General features: G+C 65.3%; 24 protein-coding genes. 13 read left to right on the forward strand and 11 right to left on the reverse strand.

Annotated features, from left to right (window positions below):
• The first annotated feature begins 42 nt into the window (after positions 1–42).
• Entirely contained in the window at positions 43–1,377 is a 1,335-nt protein-coding gene (locus G6N53_RS09495; protein WP_163888248.1) for a 9-bladed beta-propeller domain-containing protein, read from the forward strand.
• Between the two features lie 6 nt (positions 1,378–1,383).
• Here G6N53_RS09495 and G6N53_RS09500 read toward each other — a convergent pair whose 3' ends face one another.
• Positions 1,384–2,325 carry an SDR family oxidoreductase gene (locus G6N53_RS09500; RefSeq protein WP_163888249.1) on the reverse strand — a complete coding sequence of 314 codons (942 nt, stop codon included), beginning with the start codon at positions 2,323–2,325 and terminating at the stop codon, positions 1,384–1,386.
• A gap of 101 nt (positions 2,326–2,426) precedes the next feature.
• On the opposite strand from G6N53_RS09500, the gene G6N53_RS09505 reads away from it, so the two are divergent.
• A complete protein-coding gene (locus G6N53_RS09505) occupies positions 2,427–3,227 on the forward strand; it encodes a helix-turn-helix transcriptional regulator (RefSeq protein ID WP_163888250.1) in 801 nt (266 codons plus the stop codon).
• A gap of 4 nt (positions 3,228–3,231) precedes the next feature.
• Here the strand turns inward: G6N53_RS09505 and G6N53_RS09510 are convergent, their stop codons facing one another.
• Positions 3,232–4,092, reverse strand: coding sequence for a helix-turn-helix transcriptional regulator (locus tag G6N53_RS09510; protein ID WP_163888251.1), 861 nt, complete (start codon positions 4,090–4,092; stop codon positions 3,232–3,234).
• Between the two features lie 51 nt (positions 4,093–4,143).
• Entirely contained in the window at positions 4,144–4,530 is a 387-nt protein-coding gene (locus tag G6N53_RS09515) for a class I SAM-dependent methyltransferase (protein WP_163888252.1), read from the reverse strand.
• 123 nt (positions 4,531–4,653) lie between these two features.
• On the opposite strand from G6N53_RS09515, the gene G6N53_RS09520 reads away from it, so the two are divergent.
• Positions 4,654–4,836, forward strand: a complete 183-nt coding sequence (locus G6N53_RS09520) for a hypothetical protein (RefSeq protein WP_163888253.1) — start codon at positions 4,654–4,656, stop codon at positions 4,834–4,836.
• Between the two features lie 39 nt (positions 4,837–4,875).
• On the opposite strand, the gene G6N53_RS09525 is transcribed toward G6N53_RS09520, so the two are convergent.
• Together G6N53_RS09525 and ponA2 are read right to left on the reverse strand one after the other, a co-directional pair.
• Positions 4,876–5,349, reverse strand: a complete 474-nt coding sequence (locus tag G6N53_RS09525) for a DUF4262 domain-containing protein (protein WP_163888254.1) — start codon at positions 5,347–5,349, stop codon at positions 4,876–4,878.
• A 227-nt stretch (positions 5,350–5,576) separates the two neighbouring features.
• Positions 5,577–8,051: a transglycosylase/D,D-transpeptidase PonA2 gene (gene ponA2, locus G6N53_RS09530; RefSeq protein ID WP_163888255.1), complete on the reverse strand. Its 2,475-nt coding sequence runs from the start codon at positions 8,049–8,051 to the stop codon at positions 5,577–5,579.
• Between the two features lie 197 nt (positions 8,052–8,248).
• Between ponA2 and G6N53_RS09535 the strand changes: the two genes are divergently transcribed.
• Positions 8,249–8,716, forward strand: a complete 468-nt coding sequence (locus G6N53_RS09535) for a hypothetical protein (RefSeq protein ID WP_163888256.1) — start codon at positions 8,249–8,251, stop codon at positions 8,714–8,716.
• Between the two features lie 57 nt (positions 8,717–8,773).
• Here G6N53_RS09535 and G6N53_RS09540 read toward each other — a convergent pair whose 3' ends face one another.
• Positions 8,774–9,772 (reverse strand): alpha/beta fold hydrolase, encoded by a 999-nt coding sequence (locus G6N53_RS09540; protein WP_237166470.1) that lies wholly within the window; start codon positions 9,770–9,772, stop codon positions 8,774–8,776.
• 209 nt (positions 9,773–9,981) lie between these two features.
• Here G6N53_RS09540 and G6N53_RS09545 point away from each other — a divergent pair, with 209 nt between their 5' ends.
• Entirely contained in the window at positions 9,982–11,124 is a 1,143-nt protein-coding gene (locus tag G6N53_RS09545; RefSeq protein ID WP_163888258.1) for a serine hydrolase domain-containing protein, read from the forward strand.
• Positions 11,125–11,254: 130 nt separating this feature from the next.
• Here the strand turns inward: G6N53_RS09545 and G6N53_RS09550 are convergent, their stop codons facing one another.
• On the reverse strand, positions 11,255–11,737 hold the full coding sequence (locus G6N53_RS09550) for a hypothetical protein (protein ID WP_205390342.1): 483 nt from the start codon (positions 11,735–11,737) through the stop codon (positions 11,255–11,257).
• Positions 11,721–12,740, reverse strand: coding sequence for an EspA/EspE family type VII secretion system effector (locus G6N53_RS30165; RefSeq protein ID WP_237166471.1), 1,020 nt, complete (start codon positions 12,738–12,740; stop codon positions 11,721–11,723). The genes G6N53_RS09550 and G6N53_RS30165 overlap by 17 nt, the downstream gene beginning before the upstream one ends.
• Before the next feature lie 297 nt (positions 12,741–13,037).
• On the opposite strand from G6N53_RS30165, the gene G6N53_RS09560 reads away from it, so the two are divergent.
• From G6N53_RS09560 to G6N53_RS09575, 4 genes are all read left to right on the forward strand, one after another.
• Positions 13,038–15,191, forward strand: a complete 2,154-nt coding sequence (locus G6N53_RS09560; RefSeq protein ID WP_163888259.1) for an McrB family protein — start codon at positions 13,038–13,040, stop codon at positions 15,189–15,191.
• A 2-nt stretch (positions 15,192–15,193) separates the two neighbouring features.
• The gene (locus G6N53_RS09565; RefSeq protein WP_163888260.1) at positions 15,194–17,467 is read left to right on the forward strand and encodes a DUF2357 domain-containing protein; all 2,274 of its coding nucleotides are present in this window, start codon (positions 15,194–15,196) and stop codon (positions 17,465–17,467) included.
• Positions 17,468–17,887: 420 nt separating this feature from the next.
• Positions 17,888–18,967: a fatty acid desaturase family protein gene (locus tag G6N53_RS09570; RefSeq protein ID WP_163888261.1), complete on the forward strand. Its 1,080-nt coding sequence runs from the start codon at positions 17,888–17,890 to the stop codon at positions 18,965–18,967.
• A gap of 127 nt (positions 18,968–19,094) precedes the next feature.
• A complete protein-coding gene (locus tag G6N53_RS09575) occupies positions 19,095–20,750 on the forward strand; it encodes a nuclease-related domain-containing DEAD/DEAH box helicase (RefSeq protein ID WP_163888262.1) in 1,656 nt (551 codons plus the stop codon).
• Here G6N53_RS09575 and G6N53_RS09580 read toward each other — a convergent pair.
• Positions 20,747–21,166 carry a hypothetical protein gene (locus G6N53_RS09580; protein ID WP_163888263.1) on the reverse strand — a complete coding sequence of 140 codons (420 nt, stop codon included), beginning with the start codon at positions 21,164–21,166 and terminating at the stop codon, positions 20,747–20,749. The genes G6N53_RS09575 and G6N53_RS09580 overlap by 4 nt on opposite strands.
• 216 nt (positions 21,167–21,382) lie before the next feature.
• On the opposite strand from G6N53_RS09580, the gene G6N53_RS09585 reads away from it, so the two are divergent.
• From G6N53_RS09585 to G6N53_RS09595, 3 genes are all read left to right on the forward strand, one after another.
• Positions 21,383–22,486: a hypothetical protein gene (locus G6N53_RS09585; RefSeq protein WP_205390343.1), complete on the forward strand. Its 1,104-nt coding sequence runs from the start codon at positions 21,383–21,385 to the stop codon at positions 22,484–22,486.
• A 153-nt stretch (positions 22,487–22,639) separates the two neighbouring features.
• The gene (locus G6N53_RS09590) at positions 22,640–22,900 is read left to right on the forward strand and encodes a type II toxin-antitoxin system Phd/YefM family antitoxin (RefSeq protein WP_163888264.1); all 261 of its coding nucleotides are present in this window, start codon (positions 22,640–22,642) and stop codon (positions 22,898–22,900) included.
• Positions 22,897–23,295 (forward strand): type II toxin-antitoxin system VapC family toxin, encoded by a 399-nt coding sequence (locus tag G6N53_RS09595; RefSeq protein ID WP_205390344.1) that lies wholly within the window; start codon positions 22,897–22,899, stop codon positions 23,293–23,295. The genes G6N53_RS09590 and G6N53_RS09595 overlap by 4 nt, the downstream gene beginning before the upstream one ends.
• Positions 23,296–23,380: 85 nt before the next feature.
• Here the strand turns inward: G6N53_RS09595 and G6N53_RS09600 are convergent, their stop codons facing one another.
• Complete coding sequence (locus tag G6N53_RS09600; protein WP_163888266.1) at positions 23,381–24,406, reverse strand: TIGR03617 family F420-dependent LLM class oxidoreductase; 1,026 nt, start codon at positions 24,404–24,406, stop codon at positions 23,381–23,383.
• Between the two features lie 116 nt (positions 24,407–24,522).
• Between G6N53_RS09600 and G6N53_RS30170 the strand changes: the two genes are divergently transcribed.
• Positions 24,523–25,383, forward strand: a complete 861-nt coding sequence (locus tag G6N53_RS30170) for a hypothetical protein (protein WP_237166472.1) — start codon at positions 24,523–24,525, stop codon at positions 25,381–25,383.
• Here the strand turns inward: G6N53_RS30170 and G6N53_RS09610 are convergent.
• A complete protein-coding gene (locus G6N53_RS09610; protein WP_163888267.1) occupies positions 25,378–26,334 on the reverse strand; it encodes a hypothetical protein in 957 nt (318 codons plus the stop codon). The two genes, G6N53_RS30170 and G6N53_RS09610, sit on opposite strands and share 6 nt — an antisense overlap.
• Positions 26,335–26,441: the final 107 nt, after the last annotated feature.

Here is a 26,441-nt window from a genome sequence, read left to right on the forward strand (position 1 = left end):
AACCGTCGTCGACACTTAGCAATAGGTGCAATCGTGGTAGTCGTGGCGGTGACCGCGACGCTGGCCTTGACCTGGTGGCTCCCGGCATACCGGCTCAGCTCCGCGCGGGCGGCCTGGCAGCCGCCACCCGATGCGGTTATCTCGTCGCCGATGCGTGAGCCGCCGGTCCCCGGCTGGCGGATCTCCGTCGCTGACTTGGGACTGCCGCGAACTACCGACAGCCGAATCGCAGTCGGTAACCGCCCGGTCGATCCGCGCCCATTCATCGGCAGCATCGAAGAACGGGCATACTTCCTCGCCGACAGCGGCGTGGGCGACGAGAGGCACTGGTGGCTGACGGGAGTCGACGTCCACAGCGGACAACCGCTATTCGCGGCCGTATCCCTTGGTGCGGGGAGGCAGGTACCGGAGTGCTTTCTGAACGGACCGACCCACATTCTCTGCCTGGATGGTGGAATTGCCGATAGCGCGTGGGTGATCGATGGACGGTCCGGGTCAGTCGACTACAGCGGGCCAACCGATCTGCAGAGCAATTTCGGAGTTCTGTCGGTTCACCAGGTCGGTATCCATGCCGTTGCGACCCAACAAGACGAGGGCGTGTACGGAATTGGCCCCCAAGCGGAAACGACGTGGTTCGTGCCGGGCAATGGATTGCTAAAAACGGTGGACCGTGCACGACCGGGCGCGTCGTCACAGACTTTGACAGCACAGCTAGAGGCAAACCCGAGGACGTACATATCGACCGTCTTTTCGGTAGTGGACGGGAAGGTAATCGAACCTGAGATCGACGAGGCCTCTCACCTCGGCGAAACGAGTTTCTACACCGGCGGATTCGCTGCGGAAGTTGTCGAGCCGAACGGGCTTTCGTCCGAGATCGCGTTCTTCGATGAGACCGGAAAGCGCCTCGGCGAATACGAGGGTCCCGGCAATCCCGGAAACAGTCCGGCAGATCTGCCGGTCATTGGCCCGAATTCGGATGGCCGGAATACGGTGTTCACGATTCATGGGCAACCGCTGATCGAGGTCCCAGGCGGGACTTTGCATCTCGTGGGAACCACACTGATGGTTGATGGCGGCAACAGTCTGGCCTTCCCGGAGTTGCAGCTGTACAACATGCGCGACGGCACCGCGGCGGGGCCTGTTTGCGACTACCCGATGCACCACTACCTCGGCACCGACGGATCCACGTTGGTGTTCGAGGTGACCAACCGGAACGCGGAACTGCTCGCGAAGGCCCACGACCTCCACTCCTGCGAGCGACTCTGGACGCTTCCCAAGAAACCCGATTCCCTCGACCGCATCTGGAACATCGACGGCACGCTCGTCCAATTGGCCGACGAGGGAACTGAACTCACGTCTCTGGTCGCACCGAACTGATATCGGTCAGCGCTGCGCGTACTGCAAGCCGACGAGTTGCTCGGACACGCTCCACAACCGGGCGGCATCGGCGACCGAGCGGGCCGGCCGGTACACCTCCTGCTCGGCGGGTTCACCTCTGAGCTGCTGGAATCCGCTGGGGCCATAGAACTTGCCGCCTTCGGCGTCGGGGTGGGTGGCGGCGTAGAGCGCGGGCAGCAGTCCCTGGTCGACGGTCTGGGGTCCGACACCGATCCGGGCCAGGGTCCTGATCACCCGGACGTTGGCGGTGTCTTTGTTGCGGCCCATATGCGGTTGCGCCGCCAGCAGGTTGGTGGCCGTCACCCCGGGATGGGACACGTTACTGGTGATGCCCCAGCCGGCGGTCTGGCTGCGGCGGTCCAGCTCCAACCCGAACATAAGGTTCGCGATCTTGGACTGGCTGTAGGCCTTCATGGCGGAATAGGACTTCTCGAAGTTCAGGTCGTCCCAGTTGATCGCGTTGCCGCGCGCCGAGATGCTCGACTGCGTGGTCACCCGCGCACTCCCCGCCATCAACAGCGGCATCAGCCGTCCGGTGAGCGCGAAGTGGCCGAGATGGTTGGTGCCCCATTGCAGTTCGAAGCCGTCGATAGTGGTCTGCCGGCGCGGTGGGTTCATCACCCCGGCATTGTTGATCAACAGGTTGATGGGCCGCCCCTCGGCCAGCAGCTCCCCGGCGAGGTCGGCGACCGACTGCAGGGACGCAAGGTCCAGCGCACGAATGCTGAGTTGCGCGTCGGGCACCGTGGCCCGGATCTGCTCGACGGCTCGCCGGCCTTTGTCGGGGTTGCGCACCGGCAGGATCAGTTCGGCTCCGGCGGCGGCGAGCCGCGTGGCCAGACCGAGGCCGACGCCGTCGCTTCCGCCGGTGACCACGGCCAGCTTGCCGTGCAGGTCGGGTACGTCCATTGTCGCTTTGCGTGTCATGGCGTCCACTGTGGCGCAGTGCGGGAACCACATTCAGGGACTGATGATCCGTTGATCCCCGGAGCCTTCCTCCGCCCACCCGAACGGCGGACGATCGGTTGATGACCGACCGCCCCCGGGTAGCGGAGCTGCTACGCGACCGCCGCGACGTCCTGCAACCCGAGGACGTCGGGCTGACACGCGGGCGGCGACGGCGCACGCCCGGTCTGCGTCGCGACGAGGTCGCCGCGCTGTCCTCGATCTCAGCCATCCACTACGCCCGGTTGGAACGACGATGCGGGCCATGGCCGTCACCGACGACGCTGGCCAGCCTGGCGCGTGCATTGCGGCTCACCCGTGAGCAGCGCGACGAACTGTTCGGCGCGGCGGGATACGACGGCGGCCCCACGCATGTGGATCCGGGCGTCATGCACGTGCTGGGTCGCCTCACCGACATCGCCGCGCTCGTCGTCGACCCGATCGGCGAGGTCCTGGCCCAGACCCCGCCGGCGCGGGCGCTGTTCGGGGACCACACCGGCCACACCGGCTGGGCCCGCAGCGGCTACTACCGGTGGTTCACCGACCCGGGTGAGCGGCAGCGCTACCCGGCCGACGAACACCGACTGATCGGCGCGGAGATCGTCGCCGATCTCCGCCATCAACACGCCAGCACCGCAACAGCTCTAATGCAGAAGCTATGCGGCATCGGCGAATTCGACGAACTCTGGCAGGAACCCGGGGCTCTCCGCACCGCTCGGCGCTGCCGCGTGGTGTGCGCGAACGTCGGCGTCGTCGAACTGGACCGCGAGGTGCTGACCGCCGGACGCGGTCAACGCGTGGTCTTTTATCTCCCCGTGCCGGACTCGGACAGCGAATCCCGGCTGCAACTGGCGTCGGTGCTCGGCCACCACCGGTTCGACTGATACGTCAGGCGTGCGCGTCGACGGGGGCGTCGCGCAGGTAGGCCTGTGGGTCGGCACCGAGCGCGGCGAGCTTGGCGTGGCTGGGTGTGCCGGGCTCGGCGGTGAACACCAGCATCGTGTGCAGCTGGGTGGGGTCGTGCAGGATCTGGCACTGCACCTCCAGCAGGCCCAGCTTCGGATGCACCAGCCGCTTCTCGTTCTCGTGTGCCATCCCGACGATGTGCAGCTTCCACAGCTCGGCGAACTCGGCGCTGCGGCTCAGCAGCTCTTCGACGATCTGCGCAGCACGCGAGCCGGCGCCGTCGCGGGCGTAGCCCATCCGGGCGGCGGCGACGTAGTTGCGTCCGATGGCGGCGTGGTCCTCGACGGGATAGAGCCCGCGCGAGGTGTCGTCGGTGAACCACCGGTACGCCACGCAACGCGCGAAACCCTCGTAGGCGGTCTGATCGCCGAGCAATGCCTTGGCGGCCGGGGTCTGCACCAGCGTCTCGCCGAGCGCGGACATCACCTGTGCCGGGGTGTCCTGAAGCCGGTCGAGAATCCGCATGGTGGCGGCGCTGACCTGCTCGCCGACGAGGGTGCGGGCGGGCGCGTTGTGCCCGGCCAGCCGGAACAGGTGGTCACGTTCATCCAGGGTCAGCCGCAGCGCACGCGCCAGCGAGGCGAGCACCTCGATCGACGGCTGCGGACCGCGCTGCTGCTCCATCCGGCAGTAGTAGTCCGTCGAGATCACCGCCAGCGCGGCGACCTCTTCCCGGCGCAGCCCGACGGTGCGGCGGCGTTGACCTGGGGGCAGACCGACGTCCTCGGGGGTCAGTGCTTCACGGCGGGTCCGCAGGAAGTCGGCCAACTGTCGCTGATCCATCAGCCCAGTGTCCCCGCGGGCGCGCCGACGTGCCAGGGAGCGCCAGACCCCCTATGGCCGCCGCGGTCGCCGGGCCTGCAGGACGTAGGCAGGCGGAATGTTGCACCACACCGTGCGGCGGACGGTCACTTCTTCGAACCGTTCCGCCAGCAGGGTGCGGAAGCGTCGCGCCTGGGGCAGCTGCTGTGCGTGCGCATAGGAAAAAGTGGCGAAGACGCTGTCGGGGGACAGCGTGGCGGTGACAGCATGGATCAGCCGCTGTTGCAGCTCGGTACCGAACGACGCCCACGGCAGGCTGCTGATGACGACGTCGGTGGTGGTGAGGCCGCGGGTGGCCAGTGTGTCGGGCAGGTATTCCGCGTCACCCTCGGCGATATCGACTGCGGGGAATACCAGTCCGTCGCGGGACGGCTCCCGTAGCGGTGAGGTTGATCCCATGGCGACCGGCCTGTTGGCGTGCTGCGGCGACTACCAGGGCGCGTCGATCCCTGGATGACCACGTCCTTGCTGCTGAAGGCCGCCGTGGCGAGGGTGGGCATCAACGGGCAAGGGAGAGCACAAATGGCGCGAACCGAAGGCAGGCTGCGAGGCGGACTGGCGCGGAGCCGTGAGACGCTGGCGGCGCTGATCGCTTCACCGCAGACACCGATCCTTCAGCTGGTCGGCGGCTGGCGGGGCGTGTTCGACGCGGTCGGGCCCGCGAGTGCGATCGTGCCGGTTCCCGAGGCTGTCCCCGCGCGGTGAGTCCCTGCGCTGTGAGCGCCTCGAACCAGCCACGTTGCACTACGTCGCCTTCAAGCCGCGGATGCCAAACACGGGCTGCCTGCGTCGGCCGTGCCCCCACCCGCGGTCCCACGGCCATCGACCCTTGTCGTCAGCCCAGACCAGTTGAAGTGCGCGAAAATCCCTGCGGTAGAGCCTGACGGCATACTTCAGGTGCACGTCCGGGTGTTCGACTTCGACGACCTCGAGACATAACCTTCCACCACAGTCGATGTGTTCGGATGGTTGCAAGACCATGCCCTCGTCGACCATCTGATCGCCGATCACGTTCAATAGCCGCACAGCCGCCTGCGGCTGCATCCCCGTCACCAATAACTCCGGCAGACCCTTCTCTTGCAGACCGATGGTGTACGCGAATGGACGTTTATCACTCTCGAGAAACTGCACTGCCCATCTGTGGGCTTTGATGGTGTCCCGCAGAACGTCCAGGTAGTCGTCGGTGGTCTTGTCGGGATTGTCGCACTGCCAGCACATGGCCGCACCCTTCTGTCGTGGTTGCGACCAAGCGTGCACGCGCCCACCGACATTCCCACCCCGATCGTGCTGCTGCGCAGTCGAAGTCATCCATCGTCGGGAGCCTCAGCCGCACCAGCACCCGAGGCGATTTCCATAGGGCCGTGCGTTCAGACTGCGATGACGGCGGAGCTTGCTCGCACTTTGTCGCCGAGGACGCAGTCTCAACGCCACGGGCGTCACGGGCGTCACGCCGGGGGCGGTGGCGGCAGTGGTGGCGGTGGTGGTGGTGGCGCCGGCCACGGCAGCACAATGGGCGGCAGCCCGGGGATCTCGAAGACGTTCGGGGGTGGTGGGGGCGGTGCCTCCCCGGGAGGCGGCGGAGGGGGCGGCGCGCTCGGGGGAGGCGGCTGGTACACCGGCGCCGGGGCGATCCCGGTGCTGGTGTGGATCGTGACGATCGAACCGGGGATGGTCTTACCCCGCGGGCTCGTGCCCACTACGGTGCCCTTGGCGTAGGAACTGTTCACCGCCGTCGGCTCCGCCGCGACCTGAAAACCGGCGTCCGTCAACTTCTTCCGCGCCGCATCGAGCTTCAACCCGACGACACTGGGCACCTCACTCCCCGGGCCGCCGTCGACGTAGCGCGGATCGGTGGCGGGCATGGCCACCGGACCGAAGTCAGTGGCGATCGGCTTCATCGCCAGATACCAGGTGCGGGCCGGTTCGGTTCCGCCATAGAGGTTTCCGTCGCCGCACTGGCGCAGCGGATACGAGCACAGGCCTGACGGCGTCGGGGAGTCGTTGAAGATGTAGTTCGCGGCGGCGTACTGATTTGTGAAGCCGAGGAATGCCGACGACCGGTGCGACTCGGTGGTGCCGGTCTTACCCGCCATCGGTAGATCCCACCCGACCGAACCCGCCGCACTCGTCGCGGTTCCGCTGGTGTGGTCCTTGCCCAGCGCGTTGGCCATCGTGTTGGCGAGCCCCTCGGGGACGACCTGCTCGCAGGGCGCCGTGTCGAGCGCCGCCTCACGGCCGTGGCGGTCGAAGACCTTGTCGATCGGGCTGGGCGGGCACCACACACCACCCGAGGCCAGCGTCGCGGCGACGTTGCTCAGCTCGAGCGCGTTGAGCTCCAGCGGCCCGAGCGTGAACGATCCGAGATTCTGCCGCTTGACCCAATCGGCGATGCTCTCGTTGGTGTCCGGATCGTACGCGCGGGCGGTCCCCGGCTCGGCGTAGGACCGCAGCCCGAGTCGGACCGCCATGTCCATCGCGCGGGGGACACCGATCTGGGAGATCAGCTTGGCGAACGCGGTATTCGGTGATTTCGCCAGCGCATCGGACACGTCCATCTGGCCGGCGAAACCCGACACGTTCTTCACACACCAGGTCTTCGGCGGGCACCCCGGGTCGGTGCTGTCACCCAGGCCGGTGCCTCGGAATGTCTGCGGCACCTCCAGTTTGGCATTGATACCCAACCCCAACTCCAGCGCCGCGGCCGTCGTGAAGATCTTGAAGATCGAGCCGGCACCGTCGCCGACGAGGGCGAAGGGCTGCGGTTGCACCGTCTGCCCGGCGTTGAGGTCCAGCCCATAGGTGCGGCTGTCCGCCATCGCGAGGATGCGGTGGGCGTCCTTGCCGGGTTTGATCACGCTCATCACGCTGGCGACGCCGACGGCGGTGGGGTCGGCGACTTCGTCGATGGCGTTCTTCACGCTGTCCTGGACCTTCGGGTCCAGGGTGGTGCGGATCAGGTAGCCGTTGCGTGCGAGGTCCTCCTTGCGCAGACCCGCGCGGGCCAGGTACTGCATTGCGTAGGCACAGAAGAATGCGCGGTCACCGGCGGCGATGCAGCCCTGCGGCAGCGGGTCGGGCCGCCGCAGCACGCCCAGCGGCTGGGCCTTGGCGGCGCGGAGTTCGTCGGCCTTGTCGGGCAGGTTCTCGATCATGGTATTGAGCACTATGTTGCGCCGTTCCAGCGCGGCATCGGGGTAGGTGTACGGGTCCAGCGAGCTGGGCGAGCGCACCATCCCGGCCAACAGCGCCGCCTGCTGCCAGTTCAATTCGGCGGCGTTGACGCCGAAATAGGTCCGCGCGGCGTCCTGAACGCCGAACGCGCCGTTGCCGAACGACACCAGGTTCAGGTAGCGGGCCAGGATCTCCGCCTTGGGCAGCGCCGCGTCCATGGCCAGGGCCGCCCGGATCTCGCGCAGCTTGCGTGCCGGGCTGATCTCCACCGCGGCGCGCCGCTCCGCATCCGTCCGTGCTTTCACCAAGAGGTTGAAGTTCTTGACGTACTGCTGCTCGATCGTCGACCCCCCGCGGGTGCTCGTGGCGCCCTGCAGGTACCCGGCCAGGCCGGTCAGGGTGCCCTGCCAGTCGACGCCGTTGTGTTCGGTGAAGCGCTTGTCCTCGATCGAGATGATCGCCAGCTTCATCGTGTCGGCGATCCGATTGCTGGGCACCACCCAGCGGCGCTGCTCGTACAGCCACGCGATGGGGTTGCCCGCCGCATCCACCATGGTGGACACGATCGGCACCTCACCCTCGAGCAGTTTTGTGGATTCCTCAGTGGCCGAGTCGGATACACGCAGGATTACCGACCCCGCGCCGCCGACCAACGGGAACATCAGGGCGGCCGCGAGCAGCCCGGCAAGGAGACAGGAGCCCGCCAGTCTGGCGACAGTCCCCCACGTTGCCCGACCCTGGACGCGCATGGCGTCAGTTTAGGACCGTTCGCGGTACCCGGTCGGTGGATTGCGCGGGACTCGTAAGACGGAGACTCTGCGTCCCGGATGCCCGGCAACCTTGTGACTTCCGACCCTTACCCGGCACCGAATCCAGTGCTCTGATGGGACTGGCGGGACGCACTGTCCGGACTCGGTGGGCAGAGCCGTCCGGATGGAGGTCACACATGAACATGTCACAACCCGTCCAGGACAGGACGCGGTTGTTCGCCCGCGTCCTCGGGCCTTTCTTGGTGATCGTCGACGTCGCGGCTGTGCTGCGAGCGTCGGACATGCGCACGCTGCTGTCGGACTTCTCGGCGAACTCGGCGTGGCCGTGGGTGTCGGGTGCATTCATCCTGATCTGCGGTCTGATCATCGTGGCTCTGCATCAGCACTGGCACGGTGTCGCGGCGATCATCGTCTCGGCGCTGGGCTGGCTGATCGTCGCGCGGGCAGTGTTCCTGCTGGCATTCCCCGACGCTTTCATGTCGTTGGCCGACAACATGATCGGCGCGACAGCATGGTGGATGACGGTGTGCGGGGTGGCGGCGCTGATCGGTGTATACCTGACCTACGTCGGCTGGGCGCCCGAACACCATCGACCGGCCGCGCACGCGGGGAAGCCGAGCCGCGACGTAACCCCGGCCGCATAGTCGGCAACAGGCATTGAGTCCGCTGGCCGCTGGCGCCACCGTCGCCGTCGCCGGCGTTCAGTGTGCGACGAGCGCTCGCACCGTCTCGATGACCTGATGGTTGAACTTGGCCGGTTCATCAACGAACGGCTCGTGACCGGAGTTGTCGAACCAGAGCAGCTGCTTCGACGGTGCGGCCAACGCCTCGATGTAGGCGACGCTGGTCTCGGGCGGAACCCAGTGGTCGCGCCGGCCGAGGAAGAAGACGACCGGCATGCGCACCGTGGGCGCGGCGGTGATGAGGTTCAGCGCGGAGACTTCGCGCCACATCGCATCCATCGTGAAACGGAAGCCGCGGATCTGGTTGACCAGATCCAGCGGCGAGGCCTCCCGACCGCCGCCGAACACCGCCCCGCGCAGCTTCCACAACGCTTGGGGCGACAGTTGGCCGTCGAGGCGCTGCAGCCAGGTGCGCTCGGAGAAGACGCTGGATGCGGGATACGGCGGCGGACCGATAGCGCGTAACGCATTCAGTGCCATGCGGTTGCCGCGTCGTTCGGCCGCGGCGACTGCACAGGCGTACGAGGCGGACTCTGCCGCCGACGCGTCGCCGATCTGCGCGGTGCCGAGGTACGCGGCGACCCGCTCCGGATGCCGGTCGGCGTACAGCACGCCGAGCAGGGAACCCCACGAGTGGCCGTGCAGCACGACCTGCTCCTGACCGACGCGCGCGCAGACCATGTCGACCAGTTCGTCGAGGTCGGTGAGGAACTGCTCGACGGTCATCGAAGAACGCGCCATGTCGCGGTGGAAGGACTTGCCGGCGCCGCGCTGGTCCCAGTAGACGACGGTGAACCGATTCTCGAGTTCGGAGTTGAAGTGTCGGAAGAAGCGTGTCTCGCTGAACCCCGGTCCGCCGTGCAGGTGGATCAGCGGCGGGTTGGCCAGGTCGCGGCCGCGGATCAGCACCCACTGGTCGACACCGCCGAGTCGGCAATAGCCCACTTCGGCGACGCTGTGGGCTACGGCGTCGCCGGTCGTCGTGCGGAATGGTTCGGTCCGGCCTGGTCCCCTCATACATGACAAGGTTGTCGACGACAGGCCTCGAACCTAGAGCCGAAGGGCCTCGATGTCAGGGGCGAAGGCGATGACGGCTGAACGCTCGGTTCCGACCATCGCAGTGTCGGCCCTGAACGCACATGTGACTGGATGGGCGGCGCTTTCCCGTCGGGGTACCACTTGCCCCGTGCGATGATGGCGTATCCCCGAGAGCAGAGGAGCTTGAGATGGCCTTCGAGCGAATCGATGACCTGCTGAACGGCGTGACCGCCGACGGGTCGCTGCACGGCGTCGCCGCGACAGTGGTGGGCCGCGACGGCGTCCTCTACCAAGGCGCGGCGGGAGATGCGAAGCCCGACACGATGTTCCGCAACGCGTCGATGACCAAGGCCGTCGCGACCACCGCGGCGCTGCAACTCGTCGAGCAGGGCCGCGTCGACCTGGACACGACCGTCGCGTCGATCGTGCCCGAGTTCGGCGAACTCCAGGTGCTTGACCACTTCGAAGGCCGTGAGCCGGTCCTGCGGGCGCCCAAGGCGCAGGCGACCGTCCGGCAGCTGATGAACCACACGGCGGGTTGCGGCTACCACTTCCTCAACGAGAAGCTGTTCGCGTACTGCGAAGGGCAGAACTTTCCCAACCCGCTCGAGGGCGTCAAGCAGAGCATCAGCGCGCCGCTGGTTCACGATCCCGGCACGGTCTGGGAGTACGGCGTCAGCACCGACTGGGTCGGCATGGTCGTCGAGGCCGTCAGCGGCCAGACGTTGGCCGACTACCTCGCCGAGCACGTCTACGGTCCGCTCGGCATGACGGACTCGACGTTCGACCCGAGCGACGCGCAGCGCGCCCGGCTGCTGCCGATCCGCTTCCGGGCGTCGGATGGCGGCCTGGTGCCCACCGACCTCGACCTGCCGGCGCAGCCGGAGTGGGACGCCGCCGGCCACGGGTCCTACGGGACGATCGCCGACTACGGGCGATTCGTGCGCGCCTGGCTCAACGGCGGCGAGCTCGACGGCACGCGCATCCTCAAAGAGGAAACTGTCGAGCTCGCATTGCGGGACCACCTCGACGGGGCGCCGCTACCGAAGCACATGAAGCCGACCGTCCCCGAGCTGACCAGGCCGGTCGAGCTGCTCGACGTCCCCCAGGGGTGGGGCCTCGGGTTCCACCTCTACCTGGTAGACCTGCCCGGCATGCGCAGTGCCGGCTCAGCCGACTGGTCGGGGCTGTTCAACAGCTTCTTCTGGATCGACCGCAAGGCGGGCATCGGCGCCGTGATCGCAACGCAGCTACTGCCGTTCTTCGACGACAAGATGGTCGAGACCATCCTCGGCTTCGAGGCCGCGGTCTACGCGGAGCTGGGCGCTTGACGTTCAGGCTGCGCTGGCGGCGCGGATTCCGCGCGAATTGACGCCCTCATCGCAGTCTGAACGTCAGCGCTGGAGCCGAATCAATGCGCTGACGCCCGTTGACGCGTTCCGTCGGCGTCGGGACGCGGGCCTACTCGAGCTGGTTTCCATATCGTCGCGGGTTGGCGGGGGTCGCACCTTCCTTAGTGTGGGGCGGAAGTGGCGATCCTGCCCCTCGGTATCGGTTCTCCTCGGGTAAATCGGATGGGTGTTGGGTCAGACCGTCGCGAGGAAACCCGAACCACCAGATGGCGTCGGTATCGCTGGGGTGGCGGAACGACGACGACGGTTGGTTCTCCTCGAAGTCCACCAGGTAGTAGTACCGGGCCGCCTCGTCGACATTCAGCCAAGGGCCAGGGTCGATAATGGATTCGGTGGTGTCACGCGCCAGTCCCCAAGTTCGATCCGATGGCGGCGCCGTGTACACCAGGTACAGCTTGGTTTCGGCGGTCCAGGCATGAGAGACAAGATAGGGGCCTTGCCCCTGGGCATTGGCTTCCTCGATGCGCTGCAGCAGCTTTCGCAGTACCTCCGCGGCGAACTCCGCACCTCCGGTGTCAGTTGATGGGCACATTGTTGTTCACCCAAGGTGGCGTCAACGTCCAGCCTGGTCGGACTTCGACCACTCCGCTGCCGCCTGTCAGCGGATACATCGAAATGACCCCCTTCTGCCCGCCGCCGGGAACGGCGGGGTTGCCCTCGTTGATGTTCGCCACAATCCTCATCGTGACGCTTTCTCCAGTGTCCTGGCAATCAGGTATCCCCAGAAATCCGCGCGAACAGTGCACGCGGTTGATGGGCACCTCGTAGACCAGCGTGCCGCCGTCGTTGCTGATCGGCCGACTGTGTGAAACGAGGTCGGTGAACACATTGGGATTCACCAGGTGATGCCTCCAATACGCCTTGTCCCACCCGAAGCCTCTCTGGCTCTTCTCGTCGTAATAGCCGCGCCGCAGGACGACATGGTTGCCGTCGAGGTCGGTCGCCTCGGCGATGACTTCATTGATCGGGTACTCGGAGAGGGGTGGCGCCTGCTTGAAGTCGACGGCTTGAATAGCGTCCTCGGCCATACCGCCGAACCTCTGACCTGCGCCCAGTTCGTGATACCGAGCTCCAATGGTGCGGATTCGTTCACCAACGACACCAAGTTCCCCATCAGCCCGGATCATGACGTCGCTGATCTGAGCTAGTCCTCGGGCTGAGATTGCGGCGAGGATGTGTCGGCCCGCTTGGTTGTCGGGCACGCTGGCAGCGGCAGCAAGAACCCATCGGCGTACCGAATCGAGTTCACGGCGACCGGCAGTGACGATCTGCGCGGACTGATCGATCTGTCTGGCCAATTGCTTATCGAGGGTGGCTATTTCGCCGACCACGCGCTGGTGCTCGGAGTTGACGGCACCATACCGGGTCGCTGCAGCGCCGGACCAGTGTCGTTGCGGGGCTGCTCCGTCCAAGGTGGATCTGAGTTGATTCAATCGAGAACTCTGGTCGAATCCTTCGCCGGAGCGTGGGACACCCTCGCCAAAGGTAGTCCGAGCACGTGTCCATGTCGCTAGGAAGGCGTCAACCGTGCTCACGTTGTGGGCCCCGCCGACATTCGCTCATTATCGCCGAGCCGGAACAGCCTTAGTGACGGCACTTTCTCGCAGCCGTCTGCGGGATAACAGCAGGCCGGTCGTGGTCCGCAAGCAGTCTGGCACCGTGGGGGCCGTCGGAACAGACTTTTAAACCTGCAGGAGCTGATACACGCCGAAGCCTGGATGCCGGCGTGTGTCACGCCGGAGACGGCGGGTCGAGTGAATTGCAGACGCGGTCTCAGAAGCCGGATGTCGGATGCTGCGGTGCGGCTGCACTGGTCCCACTAGCCTGAGACTGTGCTGGCTATCCCTACCCTGAAGTTCAGCTACGGCAATCTATTGCTCGGCCGACTCCGCGAACTTGGCTCGGCCACTGTCGAGGAACTTCTCGGGAACGATCCTGCTCAACTCTTCAAGTCCGACGGTCCGTTCGAGAACCCCGAGAGGCGCGCCCGCGACTGTCTCCGGTTCGCGCGGATGCTCGACCTGGTGGTGGAGGACGAGCGCAGGTGGAAGCTCACCGAATCGGGTATCGCGTACGCCGAGAATGTGGATCCGGGCGAACCTTGGATTGTTAATGACATCCAGGCTGGCATCCTCCGTGACCGGCTATCTGGTGGTAGCGCCGAGCTGGCTGAGGACGTCCGGATTGCACTTCGCATTGTTCGTGACTTGCCCGCCGGCTTTTCGAATGACGATCTAGGGCGCGAGCTTGCTGAGCAAGCAAACGCCGACCAGTGGCAAGCAGACCGGACCTTCGAATCGCAGGGGGCTCGTTACCGAGAACTCCTCATCGAGAGCGGGCTTATCGATAGGAACGGAGATCTCACCGGCGTGGGGGGCAGCTTTCTTGGACGACAGGCTTCGGTCTGGTGGGTGAATCAAGGCGCCAGCTACACAAAGGAGCGCGATGGTGGGTTCCTTTGGGCGCCGATGCTGAACAAGGCGGGCCGCCCGCAGTACCACTGGGACACGATGGATGAGGTTCGGGAAGGTGACGTTGTCCTGCATTACAGCAATGGCTCGTTGCGGGCCGTAAGCCATGTAAGCGCAGCTGCGAGGCCGGCGCCGAATCCGCTGGGCGACCAAACCTGGGAGGAGGCAGGCCGGCTGGTCGAGACGCAGTACCAGGAGCTCAATGAGCCAGTCGCACTTGCCGCGATCGATGAGGGTGCACGAATCAGGCAGGGTTCGCCGTTCACAGTCTCTGGATCTGTCCAGCAGGTCTATCTCGTTCGGTTGGAAGGAGATTTCGTGAGCGAACTGACGCAGCGGTTCCCCGAGCTTGCGGCGAACCTACCTTCGGTCCCAGTCGCTACGCATACCATCCCGGCATCGCTGGAGGCGCCGACACCCGCCGAATTGTTTCGTGACTTTGGCGCCGCAGTCGAGGCCTCTGGACTCCGCTTCCCAGCAGGCTCGAACCTCGTCCGATCCTTCATAAGCAGTCTGCTTGCCAAGCCTTTCGCGATCCTGACAGGGCTCGCCGGTTCGGGCAAGACCCAGCTCGCGATGAGACTCGGTGAATGGTTCGGCACAGATGAACACGGACGTCATCGTCACGTGGTTGTGCCTGTGCGGCCTGACTGGACGGGACCGGAATCCATCTTCGGGTACGAAGATGCCCTACGTAGGTCCACGTCTGGGGCGCCGGTGTGGTTCGTTCCCGAGGCGTTCGAGTTTGTTCTTCGCGCGGCGAACGATCCCGAGCACCCGTACTTGCTGATCCTGGACGAGATGAACTTGGCCCACGTCGAGCGGTATTTCTCGGACTTTCTGTCCGGGGTCGAATCGAGGCGTCCGGTTTTACCGGATCTGGTCGTCGATGACCCATCTGGTCAGTGGGTTTTGCGTGACGCAGAAACGCAGAGGCTGCCGTTGCCGCGGAACCTTTTTGTTGTCGGCACCGTCAACGTAGACGAGACCACATACATGTTCTCGCCAAAAGTTCTCGACAGGGCATTCACCTTCGAGTTTCGGGTGACCTCCGATGAGCTCGACGCAGAGCTTCAGCGGCCTATTGCCGCGCCGCCGGGCGAGAATCGGCGCGTGCGTGCCTTCGCGTCGCTGGCCGAAAGCGACGATTGGCAGCGAGAGCATCCTCATCCGGCTCGCGATGAGATTGTGTCGGCGCTTCGAGAGGTGCACGCGATTTTGGCTGACGCCAATCAAGAGTTTGGGCACCGAACGCTGTACGAGATCCTGCGGTTCTGCGCGTACTTCGCAGCGACTGGCGACACCGATGGTGACACCGCACTCGACCTCGCAATGATGCAGAAGGTTCTGCCGAAGGTGCACGGATCGCGACGGAGAGTCGAGCCGGTTCTCGCTGCTCTTGCTTCCCTGGCTCAAGGGAGCGGTCCGGTTCCGCGGCTGCCTGTCACGCATCACAAGATCGGCCGCATGATCGAGTCTGTGCGCGCGAATCAATTCGTCAGCTTCGCTGAATAGCCATGCCCCAAGACTCGATGCAGCTCCTGCTTCGGACGGATGACGGCCAGGTCGTCGGTGATCTGTTTGTCGCTAACCTTCCGGGTCGGCAGGATTTTGCGGTCTCCGCGCGCGGCGACATCACGTTGCGTGAATCTGCGACCTACCGCTACGAAATACGGCCTGCCGCCGTGAACGTAGAACATGTAGGAGTTGAGCCGCGCGAGCTTTTTGATCCCGATGATGCGAGTTGCAAGCGAGGACGGCTAAGCCCAGGCCAAGCCGTGGGGCGTCTCCGGATCCAGGTTGCTGATTGCGCGACGGAGCTAGTAGGGACGACCGATGTCGACGTTCTGGCCGTCAAGCTGGATCACGAGACCGAATATCGCCAAATGTTGATGGACATCTGCTCATTGGCTGCTGAAGCAGTGTTGCAGGGATTCGCGCCAAGCATGTTGGATCTTGCGCCGAGCGAGCTGCCCGCCGAACTGCTGTACCTCCGCTTCGCGATGATCGCGGCGTATCTGCGGGACCCGTTGTTCGAGGCTGCGATGGCGAGGGTTACCTCACAGCCACACCGCACCTGGGTGTCTGAGCGAGAGATCCGCCCGATTGGATCACCGTTTCCAGCAGGGGCGGCTTTTCGCCGCGCAGTTTGTGCACCCGGACGGCGGGTGCCCTGGGCAGGCGGGTCGGCCCAAATCGCCTCTCTGCCTGCTGTTCTGACGCGTGATCGCACCGAGGCGAGCGTCGATAACGCAGCCAATCAGTTCGTCAAGTTCGCTCTAGAGCGCTGGCGAGCCGTCGCTTTGGAACTGGTCGACGTGTTGCGGCGGGCCTCCCAGAATGTCGAGTCAGGACCGCTGCGCCGCGGGGAGCAGATCGCTGTTGACGTTGGTGACCAACTCGAAGAATACTTGGCGCACCCGCTCTTTCAAGACGTCAGCTCCTTGCGGCGAATGCCAATGTCGGACCAGGTGTTACTCAAGCGCGCGGGCTACCGCGAAGTCTTCCGGACCTACGCGATGACCGAGTCGGCTCCCACCGTGTGCATTGATCGTCGGGATATGACGGACGTCTTCGCCGCTTCGCAACGCAACATCGCAACGCTCTATGAGTTCTGGTGCTTTCTTGCATTGGTGGATTCACTAGGGCGCGTGTGCGGGGAAGACCAGACGGCGCGGGCCTTCACCGTCGCTGGCGATGGCATCTCAATGACTATGCGGGCAGGTGACGCGTCGAAGTTGTCGTGGTCGGTCCGGCGAGGAGACAGGCCACTTCGTGTCGATATCTTCTTCAATCGAACCTTCGCCAGGGCAGACGATCGACGGGGCTCATGGAGTCAAGCAATGCGCCCCGACTGCTCGGTGCGTATTCGTCCAGAAGGCAGCACGCCTCTGCGCGTGTCCGCGCAGGAGCTCGAGGTCTGGCTGCACTTCGATGCGAAGTACCGCGTCGACAATCTCCTCGCCCAGCTTAAAACAGGCCCTGATTCGGACGAGCAGTTCGAGGAGTCGGCGACCGTTGGCGGTGCTAAGCGCGACGACCTGCTGAAGATGCACGCGTACCGCGACGCGATCTCGCGAACGGCGGGAGCGTACGTGCTGTATCCGGGATCAGAGATCAAAGACATCCGTCGACACCCGGGCTTCAAAGAGGTGTTGCCAGGCCTCGGAGCCTTCCCGCTCAGACCAAGGAGCGATGGTCTGCCGTCGTCATCGCAGGCCCTCGACAAATTTTTGAACGATGTGCTGATGCATGTCGCTAGTCAGGTCACGCGTGACGAGCGTCATCGCTTCTGGACCGCGACCGTACATCGACTTGATGAGCCCATCCTGGAGTCGTCTCTGACGACGGACTTCCTGGACGAACCTCCAGCCGATACGGATGTACTCCTCGGCTTCGTCCGAAACCCTGAGCAGCGCAGATGGATAGAACGTGTCAGGCAGTACAACATTCGCGCAGGAGATCGGGCTGGCGCCGTCGAGATCGGCGGACGAGAGCTTGGCGCCAAGCTGCTTCTGTTGTACGAGAATCAGAACGGTGTCGTGCGCATTGCTCGCGCTGCGAAGGTAATGAGCTGGCAGCCAGCGACGGCAGCTGATTTGACCGCGACAGGGTACCCCGCCCCCCGCGGTGAAATTTACTTCGTGGCAGACCTTGAGTTCGTCGAACCCCTCCCTACGTGGGCTGGCTCGATCGACGTGGAGCTTCTAACGGCGGACGTCCGCAGCGGGGCGCCGCATGTAGTGACGTGGTGGGACGTCATCCGCGCAGCATCGGTCATCGAACGCTGAGGCGACGGGGCGACTCGAACACCACGACTCTGTAACCTGCTTGCCGATCACGGCCAGTGCCCCCAGTCGATTCGTCAAGCACACCAGCGTCTGTGGTGGCGTCGCCTTCATACATCAAGGCTTCATCGATGTCCGGGGCGATTTCGATCTAGTGTGGGTCACTCTAGTTCCGCGCAACGGAAGCGCCGAAGTCGAATGCATTGCCAGTGAGGGCTTCGTTGAAAGTGGGGCAGCGGCAGCCGACGAGACCTTGCCCGACGGCGCTCCGGTACGTAGGTGACCGTTCGCGGGTACCGCTGGTCAGGGGTGCACGACGGACCTGGATGCCCGCTGTGAAGTCCGACGCCGTAGGCTGCTGTCCTGACACCGACGGTGGCTGGACTGCGCCGATCTGACGCAACCCACCCGAGGACACCCCTGATGGCGATCGCCGATGTCTCCACGTACATGCATCTGAGCACGCAAGACGTCGAAGCGATCGCCGACGAACTCGACACGATTCGCCGTGATGTCGAGGAGTCGCTCGGGGCCAAGGACGCGGCGTACATCCGTCGCACGATCCTGTTCCAGCGCGCGCTCGATGTAGGGGCGCGTCTGGTGATCGCGCGCAGCCGGTCGAGGACCGGGTGGTGGCTGGGAACCGCGTCGTTGGCGTACGCGAAGTCCATCGAGAACATGGAACTCGGCCACAATATCTCGCACGGCCAGTGGGATTGGATGAACGACCCGGAGATCCACTCCACCAGCTGGGAGTGGGACATGGCGGGGCTGTCGGCGCAGTGGCGGTACTCGCACAACTACCGGCATCACATCTTCAGCAACGTGCTCGGCATGGACGAGGACATCGGCTACCGCCTGCTGCGGGTGACCCCCGACCAACCGTGGCGCCGCCCCCACCTGTTCACGCCACTGCGAAACCTGTTGCTGGCAGCGACCTTCGAGTGGGGCATCGCGCTGCACGGTCTGCGTTCGGAGCGGGACCGGGTCGACACACCGGCGGGCAGGGCTGCGGAGGAACGCCGATTTTTCGGCAAGGTCTCCCGCCAGTTGAGCAAGGATTACGTGCTGCTCCCGGCGCTGAGCCTGCGACGGTGGCGTCGAACTCTTGCGGCCAATGTCACCGCGAATCTTCTGCGGAACCTGTGGGTGTACGTGAACATCATCTGCGGGCACATCCCCGACGGCGCCGAGACATTCGACCCGGCGGTGCTCGACGGTGAGACCAGAGGTGAGTGGTATCTGCGGCAGATGCTCGGGGCTGCGAATTTCACCGCGTCGCCGCTGCTGGCATTCTCCGGCGGTCACCTGTGCTACCAGATCGAACACCATCTGTTTCCCGACCTTCCGAGCAACCGCCTCGCGCAGGTCAGCGTCCGGGTGCGGGAACTGTGCGCGAAGTACGACCTGCCGTACAACACTGGATCGTTCGCGAGCCAGTTCTTCCGGTCGCAACGGACCATCCACACGCTGGCGGTTCCCGACGGAGCTCCAGCCAAGTAGTTGAGGCTGCGCTGGCGGCGGAGTTTCGACTGGTTTTCCCGCCGTGGCTGCAGTCTCAACGACAGGGAACGGGCAGATACGTCGGCCCCGCTCGCTACCATCGGTCGCGACGAAGGGGGACGTCAGCATGAGCATCACCGTCGCTGAGACACCGCGGCTGGCCAACGGCGCCGAGCGCCGCGTCTACCAGCTGTTGATCGACCAGCTCGAGCCCGGTGACCTCGTCATCCCCGGCAAGCGGGTCACCGACCACCTCAAGGACCACGAGGTCGACTTCTTCGTCGCCATCGAGGGCGCCGGCATCGTCTGCGTCGAGGTCAAGGGTGGCGAGCTGTGGCACGACGGCGAGACCTGGTGGCAGAAGCGCCGCGGCCACGAGCACAAGATCGACCCGGTCCGCCAGGCCCGCGAAGCCTGCTACGCGCTGCGTGACTTCATCGAGAAGGACCCCCGCTGGAGCCAGGGCCGGCTGCGCTGGGACCACGTCGTCGTCCTGCCCAACACCGACCTGCCCGACGACTTCGCGCTGCCGGAGTGTCCCCGCTGGAAGGTCATCGACCGCACCGACCTGCCGACCATGGTCACCAAGCTGCGCGAGATCGTGCTCGCCCAGGAACTCGACCGGCCGCTGCTCACCCGCGACGGCATCGCCCAGCTCAACGAGGCCCTCAGCGGGCGCGGCCTCCCGCAGCGCAGTGTCGTCGCCCGCGCCCTCGAAAACGAGGACGCCGCAGATGTTCTCACCGAACACCAGTCCGTGATCCTCGATGCAGTCAAGCTGTTGAACCGCGTCGAGATCCGCGGCGGCGCCGGCAGCGGCAAGACCTTCCTGGCGATGGAGCAGGCCCGTCGGCTGGCCCGCGACGGGCAGCGCGTCGCCCTGGTCTGCTACTCGCATGGTCTGGCGTCCTACCTGGAACGCATCACCGCGACCTGGAACCGTCGGCACCAGCCCGCCTACGTGGGCGAGTTCCACGACCTCGGCAAGACCTGGGGTGCGCCGGAGGGCCCCGACGAGACGCTGCGCAACGAGGAGACCGTCAAGTTCTGGGAACACGACCTTCCGCTCCAGATGGCCGAACTGGCAGCCGAACTCGAGCCGGGGCATCGGTTCGACGCGATCGTCGTCGACGAGGCCCAGGACTTCGCCGACGCGTGGTGGGATCCGCTGCTGGCCGCGCTCAAAGACGACGAGACCAGTGGCATCTATCTGTTCACCGATGAGGGTCAGCGGGTGTTCAGCCGGCACGGATCCCCGCCGGTGCCGTTGGTCCCGCTGATCCTCGATCACAACCTGCGCAACACCCGACAGATCGCCAACGCCTTCCAGCCGCTGGTCGACCACCCGATGAGGTTCCTCGGCGGTGAAGGCCCGGCCGTCAGGTACGTCGCCTGTGCGCGCGAGGACGCGATGGACGTCGGCGACGACGAGGTCGAGTCACTGCTCGAGCAGGGGTGGCGTCCTGAGGATGTGGCGCTGTTGACCACCGGCACAAGGCATCCCGAGCAGAAGGAACGCCAAGCCGGTGGCAGTGCGGCGTACTGGGACAGCTTCTGGGACGCCGAGCAGGTGTTCTACGGCCATGTGCTGGGCTTCAAGGGACTCGAGCGTCGGGCCGTCGTGCTCGTCGTCAACGAGGCCGGCGCGTTCGAGCGCTCCCGTGAACGGCTCTACGTCGGGCTGTCGCGTGCCCGGGATCAACTCGTCGTGTGCGGCGACCCCGAGTTCATCCGGGACGTCGGGGGACCGGATCTGGCACGGCGGCTGAACATTCCGGTTTAGTCGCAGCTGCCGCACACGCCTGTCAGAGACAGCTGCATCCCGCAACCGCAGAACCCCCCTTGTCGCCGAGCATCTTTGGACCGTTCGCCGATAGGGCGGACCTGGGTGATGGGATGTTCGACATACCAGGTGCCCTTCGCGCGCGTGCTCGGCCCGCACACCGCGCCAGGACCGGCAACGCGACGGATCTCGTCCGCCGAGGGGAACCCATTTGTGAAGCCATGGAAGATCCTCAGGTCGAGAAGACCGTCGCTCCGCCTCGCGATCACGTACGGCTTGTCGTCCCGCACGACCGCCTCGAGGCCCGCGATACCGACGTTCTGGAGGAACTGTCGGATGAACTCATGATTCCCCGTGGGGATACGGGCCTTGGTCAACGCCGCAAGCAGAGAATCCGACGACTGATCCAAGGTCATGAACATCACGATAAGCAGCGGGACCGACACAACCAGGAGAAGCGCCACGAACCCGGTGCCGACGGCGGGGATGGCCTGTGAGCAGATCAGCTATCGCATGCGATAGCGCTTTTCGCAGACGTCACTCCGATCCGCGCCTGTGACGGAAGTGGCGGCTGTGAAAGCGGCCGCAAAGACCGGTTCGACCTGTCGCTGACCGCGGGTAACGTCCGCACCGTGAACGAGGCACGCAAGCGCCGCAAAGCCAAGCAGGCACGTCGTGATGCGCAGCGGACCAAGATGCGCGAACCGGAGACGCCCGACGAGACGCCGTTGATCGACGAGGTGCGCCAGGCGCTGGCCGGTCATCCGCTCGACCTGCTGGGCATGGTGAGCATGCTCATCCAGGCGACCAAACCCGACCCGTTCGCGTTACTGCCGTCGCGCCCGCAGCGCGACACGGTCGACCTCACACGCCTGCTGGACAGCTTCGTCGACGTGCAGGTCCGTGAGACGACCGCTCTGCTGGCCGTGCTCGGCGACCTTCTCGCCGACACCGATCTGCAGCAGCGATGCCGCGAGGAGGTTGCCGCGCGGCAGGACATTCTTCCGCCGTGGATCACGGACCTGGCGGACGTCGAGGTGCATCGGGCGGTGCGGATGGCGCATGTCCTCGGTGACGGCGACGAGATACTGCTCGGCGCCAAGCTGACCAACGGCGACGAACTGACCTGCGCTGCGTTCATCGACCACAACGTGTTTTCCGTCGTCAAAGATGCGTTTGTTGTGCCGGATTCGGTCGACACCGTGGTCCGCGTGGCTGCGGAGCGTAACACCGACCCCGACACCACTTTCGTCGACATGAGCCTGGCCGATGCGCGGGCCTGGCTCGACCACGGACTTGCGCAACTGCCCATCTTCAGCGACCAATCCGAGACGTGGCCCGGCTGCCGGCCGCTGCTGTCCTGGCTGACCCGCCAGCTGCCCACCGGCGGCAGCAAACGCGAGTCACCCGACTGGGATACCGAATCCCTCCAGGAGTTGTGCGACGACTTCTTCACCTCCGAGGGCGGCGCTATGTTCGACCGGCGCGAGCACGGGCCGTTGCTCGAAGGGCTGCTCGCCACCGGCGACCCGCTGCGGTGGAGTGTGCCGCGGATCGAGCAGCTGTTCCGTGATGACTACGACGGCGGTGTGCCGTTGGCGGTCGTCCTCGACGCGCCTGAACTGCTGGCCCGCTTCATTCCGTTCGCCCACGCGCGCAGCGGGATCCGCGACGAACTCACCGCCGAAGCGCTCGCCACGATCGAGAAGATGACCAAGGAGCCCGAAACCGACTAGCACCGAAATCGACGTGGCGGCTGCGAAAGCGTGCGATGCCCGCAAGTTCACAGCCGTGAGGTCGATGTGGCCGCGATGTGCAAGATCTGCGACGGTGAGGTTGGTCAACACGTCACTTTCACCGAGTTGCTACGCTGGTGCTACAGTCGTGGCATGTCTGAGGTCGCTTCGCGTGAACTCCGCAACGGCACCGCCGGCTTGCTTCGGCGCGTCCAGGCGGGCGAAGACATCACCGTGACGGTGAATGGCAAACCCGTAGCGCGCCTGATCGCATATGAACCCGCGCGCCGACGGTGGCTCACGCGCGATCAGTTCGTCTCCCGATTGCGTCGCGCCCAGGCCGACCCCGGACTTCGCAACGACCTCGCGGAACTCGCGGGTGACACCACCGACGATCTCGGGCCCGTGCGGTGACTGCATCCGGAGTGCTCGACACGTCGGTGTTCATCGCCCAGGAAAGTGGTCGCCCGCTGAATGAGTCGCTGATTCCGGACGAAGTGGCGACGACGGTGATCACATTGTCCGAGCTCAACACCGGCGTGCTCGCCGCCGCATCAACCGATATCCGAGCACGACGCATGGCCACCCTCGACGCCGTCGCTGACCTGGCGGCTCTGCCGGTCGACGAAGACGCAGCCCGCATGTGGGCACGGCTGCGAATCCACGTCGCCGAAGCCGGTCGTCGGGTCCGCATCAATGACCTTTGGATCGCCGCTATCGCCACATCGCGCGGCCTGCCGATTGTCACCCAGGATGGTGCCTTCGATGCTCTCGAAGGCGTCGTGGGGTTGACCGTCGTCCGCGTGTGAGTCGGCCCCGGGCCAGGCCTCCGAGCACTGTTGAGACTGCGCTGATGGCGGTCCGTACTCGACATTTCCCGCCGCTATTGCAGTCTCAACGCGACTGGCCGCCCGAGATACGCTGTGCCACCGCTCCATACCGTTCGATCCGTTCGGGGTCTGCCAGCGCGTTGTACAGCACCATCCGCGTCGCCGCGCCGCCGTAGCGGGCGATCAGCGCGTCGGCCAGCCCGTCCCACGTCGACTCGGTCGCAAACACCGCCAGATGCTCGTCGGAGATCTGCGCCGCCATGCCGGCGATGTCGCCGGCCTTCTGCTTCTCCCGGATCCGCGCCGTCGTCCCCTCGAACCCGGCCTCGTCCCAGATGAACGCGTAGTTCGGGGTGCTGCCGTAGAAACTCATGCTGGCCCGCACCAACTCCCGCTCCCGATGCCGCTCAGAGTCGGTGTCGCCGACGATCGTCATCACCGGCACGATCACCGCGATGTCCTCCGGCGACCGGCCCGACTTCGCTGCTCCCTCAGCCAGTTTCGGCAGCACTTGGCGCGCGATGTACCCGGGTTCGCCGAGGGGGTGCACATGGATCCCGTCGGCGACCTCACCGGCCATCCGTAGCATCCACGGATTGACCGCGGCGACATCGACCTTCGGGTCCGGCGCCTCGATCGGCCCGGGGCTCCACTGCGGCGTGATGAAGTCCAGGTCGTAGAAGTCGCCGTGATGGTCGAGCGTGCCGGTCCGGAAGGCCGCGAAGCAGGCTTTGACCGCCAGCACGTAGTCCCGCAGCCGTGGACCGGGATGCTCGAACTCGACACCGTAGCGGCGCACCACGTGCGTCCGCACCTGTGTGCCCAGACCCAGCCGGAACTTCCCGCCGGTGGCTTCCTGAAGCTCCCACGCCGTCGCCGCCGTCACGAACGGACTGCGCGGAAACGCCACCGCCACCCCCGTCGAGAACTCCAGACCCGGCGCCGCCTGCGCCGCCACCGCGGCGTTGAGGTAGGCGGTACGGCCGGTCTCGGTGAACAGCATCCCCGAGAAGTGTGCGGCCTGCGTCCGACGGGCGAGGTCACCGATCTCGCGCAGCGGCTGGGGCGTGGTCATCACATCAACCTGCATGGCTGCACCCTACGCGGCGACTACTCGTGTCCCGAGCCGGTCGAGGGCACGACTCCGGCGTCCCCGGCAAACGTTTGGAAGGACGAATTGTCAGACTCGACTGGGACAATTGTTATATGTCGCAAACCATTCACCACCGTCTGCACATCCTCGAGGCTGCCGATTGGAAAGACGGTGTCATCACGCTGCTGAACCCTGACTCGCCCTATAGGCCGTGGCGCTACGCGTTCGGCGAGGCCCGCCCCGGCGACCATGCGATGTTGGTACTGGGCACAGACCCGGTGTCGGTGGTGACCGTGCTCGCCCGGATCGGCGACGGAGGTGGCCTTGATGGATCGATGCTCGACTTGAGGCGGTACCGCGCCGACCTCGTCGACCTGGCGACGCTGGCCATGGTGCTCGATCTGCCCGATGCTTTCACGAGCTGGCGCCTCGATGACGATGACGCTGAGCGGGTGATCCTGGCCTTGCACGAGAGCCGGGTATACGGAAAGCCGCTCTACCGATGGGGGCACTCGACAGTTGTTGCGGCTCGTAACCTGTTGACTTTTCGTGGTTACTGCTACGGCTGCGACGACCCGATCGACATCGAAGGCGCCGGCGCTCGCGACAATGTCCATGTCCATACCGTCGACCCGCTTCCTCGCCCCGAGCCTCAGTCTCCGATCCGAACGCCCGACTCGTCAGGACGCCGTCGGGCCTACGCAGCGTTGTTGCGGGAGGAAGCCACGGATTGGCCGGCACTGCTCTGCCGTTTCTGCCACCACGCCATGCGCGATGGCGGGTTCACCAGCTTCGTCGAGTACCTGTTCGCGCAGCATCCGGAATGTCCGCGTTGTGGAGCCAGACGTACCCAACGGATCGGGTACGGGATGCCGGACGATCCGGACTCGTGGGGCCCGTGGCTCGACATCGGCGGTTGCTGCCGTAAGCCCGAAAAGTGGCACTGCAGCGTCTGCAACCAGCGATGGCTATGACTTGCTGATGGCCTCCAACCGCTTGAAGATACGGGTCTTCTCATGGATTTCGTCGAAGTCCATGTCCAGCACCACTGCCCCCATGTTCACCACGCCCGTGGCATGCTCCAGCACCCGCGGCAGGGACTCGACAAAATCGACCATTTCGGCGATGAACTCGCGGTAGCTCTGCAACGGAACATCAAGCAGCCGTGCACAATCAGCGTGAATGGCGGCGTACTGCGACGGTACCGACAACCCGCGGCAGCGTTCCGAGATCTCGAGCAACCGCTCGTGGTAGTCCATCACACGGTTGGCGACGTGCTTTATCGCCTCGGCATCGCAGGTGTCATCCTCGCCCGAGCTGCGGAACGGCGCCATGAACGCCGGTGCGGCCATGAAACTCTCGAGCTGGTTGGCGGTCGCGAGCATCTCGTCGATCAACCCCATGAGCGTGCGGGCCAACTCCGGACCGGTGTACACCCGGATGCCATCGGCCGGCATGAAACCCAACTCGCTGTCGCGCAGTCGCGGCAGCAGGGGAGTCCTGCGCTGCACCAGGATCGACGTGAACAGCGCCCACTCCCACGCCTGCGGCTTGTCCCGCTCCAGCGCCGTCAGCTCAGCATTCGTGGTCGCCATCCTCGCGACGGGCTCGTCACCCTCAGGAGAGGGTGCCACCTTGCGCATCGCGGCGGCACCCTTCTCGCCGTAGATCGCGCGCGGGTCACCGCTGAGCATCCATCGGTGCTGTCGATCGGCCCGACGCCGCAGCTCGAACTCGCGCTTCTCGGCCAGCTCGCGCCGCTTCTGCACTTCCCGCGCCACCGCGCGGCCGACGAAGAACAACCCCACCAACGCCCCCGCGCCGACGACCCACCAGATGTACTTGATGATGAACCCGACGATCAGCACCAGGATGAAACAGGCGACAAAACCCTCCCCGTCGGTCAACTGCCGTCGTGCTGCCATGAACAGACACTACGAACGACCACTGACATGTTGAGGCTGCGCTGGTGGCGGACTTTTTGCTCATTTCGGCGCCGCCGCCGCAGTCTCAACGCTAGACATGTGGCGGG

This window comes from Mycolicibacterium hippocampi (assembly GCF_010723735.1).
Taxonomy (GTDB): domain Bacteria; phylum Actinomycetota; class Actinomycetes; order Mycobacteriales; family Mycobacteriaceae; genus Mycobacterium; species Mycobacterium hippocampi.

Bases quoted from the DNA above. Each gene is read 5' to 3' on its own strand.
- G6N53_RS09500 (WP_163888249.1), bottom strand. From the start codon at position 2,325: ATGACACGCAAAGCGACAATGGACGTACCCGACCTGCACGGCAAGCTG.
- G6N53_RS09505 (WP_163888250.1), top strand. From the start codon at position 2,427: ATGACCGACCGCCCCCGGGTAGCGGAGCTGCTACGCGACCGCCGCGAC.
- G6N53_RS09510 (WP_163888251.1), bottom strand. From the start codon at position 4,092: ATGGATCAGCGACAGTTGGCCGACTTCCTGCGGACCCGCCGTGAAGCA.
- G6N53_RS09515 (WP_163888252.1), bottom strand. From the start codon at position 4,530: ATGGGATCAACCTCACCGCTACGGGAGCCGTCCCGCGACGGACTGGTA.
- G6N53_RS09520 (WP_163888253.1), top strand. From the start codon at position 4,654: ATGGCGCGAACCGAAGGCAGGCTGCGAGGCGGACTGGCGCGGAGCCGT.
- G6N53_RS09525 (WP_163888254.1), bottom strand. From the start codon at position 5,349: ATGTGCTGGCAGTGCGACAATCCCGACAAGACCACCGACGACTACCTG.
- ponA2 (WP_163888255.1), bottom strand. From the start codon at position 8,051: ATGCGCGTCCAGGGTCGGGCAACGTGGGGGACTGTCGCCAGACTGGCG.
- G6N53_RS09535 (WP_163888256.1), top strand. From the start codon at position 8,249: ATGAACATGTCACAACCCGTCCAGGACAGGACGCGGTTGTTCGCCCGC.
- G6N53_RS09540 (WP_237166470.1), bottom strand. From the start codon at position 9,772: ATGAGGGGACCAGGCCGGACCGAACCATTCCGCACGACGACCGGCGAC.
- G6N53_RS09545 (WP_163888258.1), top strand. From the start codon at position 9,982: ATGGCCTTCGAGCGAATCGATGACCTGCTGAACGGCGTGACCGCCGAC.
- G6N53_RS09550 (WP_205390342.1), bottom strand. From the start codon at position 11,737: ATGTGCCCATCAACTGACACCGGAGGTGCGGAGTTCGCCGCGGAGGTA.
- G6N53_RS09565 (WP_163888260.1), top strand. From the start codon at position 15,194: ATGCCCCAAGACTCGATGCAGCTCCTGCTTCGGACGGATGACGGCCAG.
- G6N53_RS09570 (WP_163888261.1), top strand. From the start codon at position 17,888: ATGGCGATCGCCGATGTCTCCACGTACATGCATCTGAGCACGCAAGAC.
- G6N53_RS09575 (WP_163888262.1), top strand. From the start codon at position 19,095: ATGAGCATCACCGTCGCTGAGACACCGCGGCTGGCCAACGGCGCCGAG.
- G6N53_RS09580 (WP_163888263.1), bottom strand. From the start codon at position 21,166: ATGACCTTGGATCAGTCGTCGGATTCTCTGCTTGCGGCGTTGACCAAG.
- G6N53_RS09590 (WP_163888264.1), top strand. From the start codon at position 22,640: ATGTCTGAGGTCGCTTCGCGTGAACTCCGCAACGGCACCGCCGGCTTG.
- G6N53_RS09600 (WP_163888266.1), bottom strand. From the start codon at position 24,406: ATGCAGGTTGATGTGATGACCACGCCCCAGCCGCTGCGCGAGATCGGT.
- G6N53_RS30170 (WP_237166472.1), top strand. From the start codon at position 24,523: ATGTCGCAAACCATTCACCACCGTCTGCACATCCTCGAGGCTGCCGAT.
- G6N53_RS09610 (WP_163888267.1), bottom strand. From the start codon at position 26,334: ATGGCAGCACGACGGCAGTTGACCGACGGGGAGGGTTTTGTCGCCTGT.